We start from the raw sequence: 4,955 nt of genomic DNA, 5'->3' as shown, positions 1-4,955 counted from the left end.
GCCTTGGTTTTTTTACGGCTTCAGCCACGGCTCACCTCTCCTTCTATCTGATTTGACGATCGCGTACGCCGCCGGCACGCGGCAACGGGCGCAACTCGCCGTGCCTGCCTGCTCTCGCGAGTGGCCGGCAATGTATTCCGGGGATGAGTTCTTGGCCCGCGCATTGCGCGATAGGCGCATTTTGTCGCATCGTTGATATACTGTCCAATATCTATCTCGTCTTTCTGAAATTGTTTTTACATATATCGTATGGAACTCCGGCATATTCGGTACTTCCTTGCCGTTGCGGAAGAGCGCAACGTAACCCGCGCAGCGGAAAGACTGGGAATCGGGCAACCCCCTCTTAGCCAGCAAATACATGCGCTCGAGCGGGAAATGGGCGTTCGCCTGTTCCGCCGCACGGGGCACGGCGTCGTCCTGACAGAGGCCGGCGAAGCGTTCGCAACCGACGCGAAGCGCCTGTTGAGCGACGCACGCAACGCGGTCGAGAAAGCGCAGAGTGCCGGCCGGGGCGAGATCGGGCAATTGAATATCGGTTTCACTGGCTCCGCCGCCTTCAACCCGGTCGTGTCGAAGTTGATCCGCGAGTTCAGACAGTCGTTCCCTAACGTCAATCTCAGTCTGGTGGAAGGAAACACGGCGCAACTGCTCGCTTACCTTCATGACAAGCGTCTGGACGTCGCGTTCGTCCGCCTGGGAAGCCAGTCCCCAGCCGGCGTTTCGTTCCATCACATCGCCACGGAGCCAATGAAAATCGTGCTGCCGGCAAGCCACCGTTTAGCGAGCAAGAAAAAAGCTTCACTATCCGCACTCGCGGACGAAGCGTTTGTGCTGCTGCCGCGTGAAGCCAGTCCGACATTGCACGATGTCATCATTGGCGCGTGTCGGGATTCCGGCTTCGAACCCATTCTCGGTCAACAGGCTCCCCAACTGTCGTCAGTGGTCAATCTGGTTGCCGCCGAGTTTGGTGTCTCGCTGGTACCGGCATCTGTTTGCCAGATTCAGGTCGAAGGTGTCGGATACGTCGATATACACGGCGCCACTGTCTCGATTCGTCTGGCGCTCGCCACGCGCGAAGACGGCGCCACGGCCAAGATCGCCAATTTCGTGTCAATCGCGAATCAGATGTCAGCGAAGCGGCCGTCATGATCGGGGCACGAAAGAGACTGCGGTAGTTGGTCTCGTGTGACACCTGGTAGTCATCGTCGCGCGGGTCCATGCGCTTCATTCAGCCATCCCGCGATCTGCTGCGGCAACCGCCGCGCCTCAGGCTTGCCCGCCACGCCGTACACCAGCGTTCAATTCCCGGCGCGCTTACCGGCCTGATCTGGCTCGTCAAAGAGCCGCGCCACCTCTCCTCTCTTGCAAAGCCATAGGCCTGCGACGCCACTCCATTCGTGCATATCGTTCGTGGTTTGGCCACATCGCAGTGTCCCCGGTATGCGCGAGCCTCGATGCAACATCGACGGAGCGCCCGCGCCCGTTTGCCGGGCAGGCCAACTCGTTCTGAATATGTAATAACTTCGACAGGCATTCGTTACTGTCGAATGGGGGGCGTGACGTGTGCGGAGGGATCAAACAGACGTGTCCCGTCCCGCGCGAGCGGATAAATGGATAACAGGACGGCCGAGCCCCTCGCCGATCAACGCACAGGCCGACCGTTTCGAACGATCTTTACGCCATCTTTATGCCTTTGCCCGTTGTCTTTCTCTGAGGTTTACCCGGACACGCTTACTCTTCGTCCTAGCCAAATCCGTTACAGGGGATCACAACAAATGGACTTGCTTTACGTCGCCGGCATCGTCGGCTTTTGCGTCTTAATTGCCCTGCTCGTCGTGGGCTGTGACAAGCTCAAACGCGCTCCGGGAGGTCGTCCATGAACGCCTGGATGGTTTGGCTTGCCGGGGCTTCGACCCTGCTTCTTTTCGTCTACCTGGTGTACGCGTTGCTCCGAGCGGAGGACATCGAATGAACGGGAATAACTTGCTCCAGACTGCGATTCTGATAGTCGCGGTTGTGGCGGTCGCGTTTCCGCTGGGTCGCTATATGGCGTCCATATTTGACGGAACCTCGGTTGTCGTGCGGCGGATCGGACGGCCGATTGAAAACCTGCTTTACAGGATTGCCGGTGTCGATCCCGAAGTCGAGATGAACTGGAAGCAATATGCATTCGGGCTTCTGGTTTTCAGCGGGATCGGCACGCTTGTCCTGTATGTGCTGTTGCGCACTCAACAGTGGCTTCCGCTCAATCCGCAGGCGATGGGTCCGATGACGCCTGATGCAGCATTCAACACTGCGGTCAGCTTTGTCACCAATACGAACTGGCAGGACTATGGCGGCGAAAGCACGCTCGGCTATCTGGTCCAGATGCTTGGACTGACGGTCCAGAACTTTGTTTCCGCAGCGACGGGTATTGCCGTCGTGGTCGCGCTGACGCGTGGCTTCGCCCGCCACACCTCGAAGACGATCGGCAACTTCTGGGTCGACCTTACGCGCACCACGCTCTATATCCTGGCGCCGCTGTCGTTCATCTTCGCGATCGTCCTGATGAGCCAGGGCGTGATCCAGACGTTCGAGGGATACAAGGACGTTCCGACGCTGCAGACGACGGTCTATCAGACGCCGAAGACGGATGCCCAAGGCAATGCGGTAAAGGATGCGAAGGGCAATCCCGTGATGCAGGACAACAAGGCGGACAAGCAGACCATCGCGTTGGGCCCGGTTGCGTCGCAGGAAGCGATCAAGATTCTCGGAACGAACGGTGGTGGCTTCTTCAACGGCAACTCGGCTCACCCCTATGAGAATCCGACGCCGCTTTCCAACTTCCTGCAGATTCTCGCGATGCTCGCCATTCCGGCGGCGCTGTGCGTGACCTTCGGCTTGATGATCGGTGACAGGCGGCAGGGTCATGCGCTCCTGGCAGCCATGACGATCGCCTTCGCCGTCGGCTGCTGGGGTGAGATTGCAGCGGAGCAGGCGGGCAACCCGCTCTTCACGACGCTGCACGTTGATCAGACCGCGAGCGCACTCCAGTCGGGCGGCAACACGGAGGGCAAGGAAACGCGCTTCGGTATCGCACAGTCGGGGATCTTTACTGTGGCAACGACTGCGGCGTCGACCGGAGCAGTGAACAACATGCACGACTCCCTCACGCCTTTGGGCGGGCTGGTTCCAATGCTGCTGATTCAGCTCGGCGAGATGATCTTCGGCGGCGTGGGTTCGGGACTGTACAGCATGCTTGCGTTCGCGCTGCTGGCCGTGTTTGTGGCGGGCCTGATGATAGGCCGCACGCCCGAATATGTGGGCAAGAAGATCGAGTCGTACGAGATGAAGATGATTGCCATCGTCGTGCTGCTCACGCCGTTTCTGGTGCTGGTCGGTACCTCCATCGCGGTTCTCACGAGCGCTGGCACCGCGGGGATCTTGAATCCGGGGGCGCATGGGTTCTCCGAGATCCTGTACGCCTACAGCTCCGCGTCCAACAACAATGGCAGCGCCTTCGGCGGGTTGTCCGTGAACACTCCGTTCTACAACGCCACCCTGGGCATCGCAATGTGGTTTGGCCGCTTCGTCTGGATCGTTCCGATCCTGGCGATTGCCGGCGCGCTTGCCGGGAAGAAGCGGCTCGCCGCCACCGCCGGTACGTTGCCGACGCATGGCCCGTTGTTCGTGGTGCTGTTGCTCGGCTCGATCGTGCTGGTCGGCGCGCTGACCTATGTCCCGGCGCTTGCGCTCGGCCCTGTGATTGAGCATCTGATGATGATCTCAGGCAAGTAAGAACAGATTCCGAAGAGGGAAGCATGGCTACCGTTGAAAAGTCGTTGGCAAAACAGCCGAACAGGGCGCCCGAAAAGGCGCCAGAACCAGGCAACCAGAAGCATTCGGCTGCCCGGTCCATGTTCGACCCCGTACTCGTCAAACCCGCACTGATCGATTCGTTCAGGAAGCTTGCGCCGAGAACGCAGTTCCGCAACCCGGTGATGTTCTGCGTCTACGTCGGCAGTATCCTGACGACGGTGCTGTGGATCGCGGCGCTCTCCGGCGTGGCGGAAGCCCCGGCCGGCTTCATCCTGGCGGTGGCGCTCTGGCTGTGGTTCACGGTGTTGTTCGCGAACTTCGCCGAGGCGCTGGCCGAGGGCCGCTCCAAAGCGCAGGCCGCGTCACTGCGCAGCGCCAAGCGCGATGTGATGGCCAAGCGCCTGAGCGAACCGAAGTCGAAGGCGTCCGTCGTCATCACGACTGCGACCGACCTGAAGAAGGGTGACGTCGTCCTGGTTGAACTGGGCGACACGATTCCCGCGGACGGCGAAGTCATCGAAGGCGTTGCCTCCGTCGACGAATCCGCGATCACCGGCGAATCCGCGCCGGTGATCCGGGAGTCGGGCGGCGACTTCTCGGCGGTGACGGGCGGCACGCGCGTCTTGTCGGACTGGATCGTGGTGCGCGTCACCGTCAATCCGGGCGAAGCCTTTCTCGACCGCATGATTGCGATGGTTGAAGGAGCCAAGCGCCAAAAGACGCCCAATGAGATCGCCTTGACGATCCTGCTGGTCGCGCTGACGCTCGTGCTGCTCTTCGCAACCGCGACCCTGCTGCCGTTCTCGATGTTCGCGGTCGACACGATGAAGGCGGGACATGTCGTGACGATCACGGCACTCGTCGCACTGCTGGTCTGCCTGATTCCGACTACCATCGGCGGTTTGATGTCGGCGATCGGCGTGGCAGGCATGAGCCGCATGCTGCAGGCCAACGTGATTGCGACGTCGGGCCGCGCGGTGGAAGCAGCGGGCGACGTGGATGTGCTGTTGCTCGACAAGACCGGCACGATCACGCTGGGCAATCGGCATGCGTCCTCGTTCACCCCGGCACCGGGTCTGTCCGAACAAGACCTGGCAGATGCGGCGCAACTCGCGTCGCTTGCCGATGAAACGCCGGAAGGCCGCAGCATCGTCGTG

Annotated in this window: 5 protein-coding genes; all 5 read left to right on the top strand. The window is 60.7% G+C overall.

Going from position 1 to position 4,955, the window contains the following annotated elements:
* Positions 1-196 (top strand): hypothetical protein (locus BG61_RS43805; RefSeq protein ID WP_206540638.1); only part of this gene is annotated, 196 nt, incomplete at its 5' end.
* Between the two features lie 53 nt (positions 197-249).
* Positions 250-1,149, top strand: coding sequence for a LysR family transcriptional regulator (locus BG61_RS37540; protein WP_035935394.1), 900 nt, complete (start codon positions 250-252; stop codon positions 1,147-1,149).
* A gap of 727 nt (positions 1,150-1,876) precedes the next feature.
* Positions 1,877-1,972 (top strand): K(+)-transporting ATPase subunit F, encoded by a 96-nt coding sequence (kdpF, locus tag BG61_RS37535; protein WP_035935392.1) that lies wholly within the window; start codon positions 1,877-1,879, stop codon positions 1,970-1,972.
* Complete coding sequence (kdpA, locus tag BG61_RS37530) at positions 1,969-3,777, top strand: potassium-transporting ATPase subunit KdpA (RefSeq protein ID WP_035935390.1); 1,809 nt, start codon at positions 1,969-1,971, stop codon at positions 3,775-3,777. The genes kdpF and kdpA overlap by 4 nt, the downstream gene beginning before the upstream one ends.
* Positions 3,778-3,896: 119 nt before the next feature.
* Positions 3,897-4,955, top strand: a 1,059-nt coding sequence (locus BG61_RS37525; RefSeq protein ID WP_035943232.1) for an HAD-IC family P-type ATPase, incomplete at its 3' end; no start/stop codon positions are given.

The organism is Caballeronia glathei, assembly GCF_000698595.1.
Lineage (GTDB): Bacteria > Pseudomonadota > Gammaproteobacteria > Burkholderiales > Burkholderiaceae > Caballeronia > Caballeronia glathei.
Note: the sequence above shows the minus strand (reverse complement) of the source record. Positions and strands in the feature narration are given on the sequence as shown.

Bases quoted from the DNA above. Each gene is read 5' to 3' on its own strand.
- BG61_RS37540 (WP_035935394.1), top strand. From the start codon at position 250: ATGGAACTCCGGCATATTCGGTACTTCCTTGCCGTTGCGGAAGAGCGC.
- kdpF (WP_035935392.1), top strand. From the start codon at position 1,877: ATGAACGCCTGGATGGTTTGGCTTGCCGGGGCTTCGACCCTGCTTCTT.
- kdpA (WP_035935390.1), top strand. From the start codon at position 1,969: ATGAACGGGAATAACTTGCTCCAGACTGCGATTCTGATAGTCGCGGTT.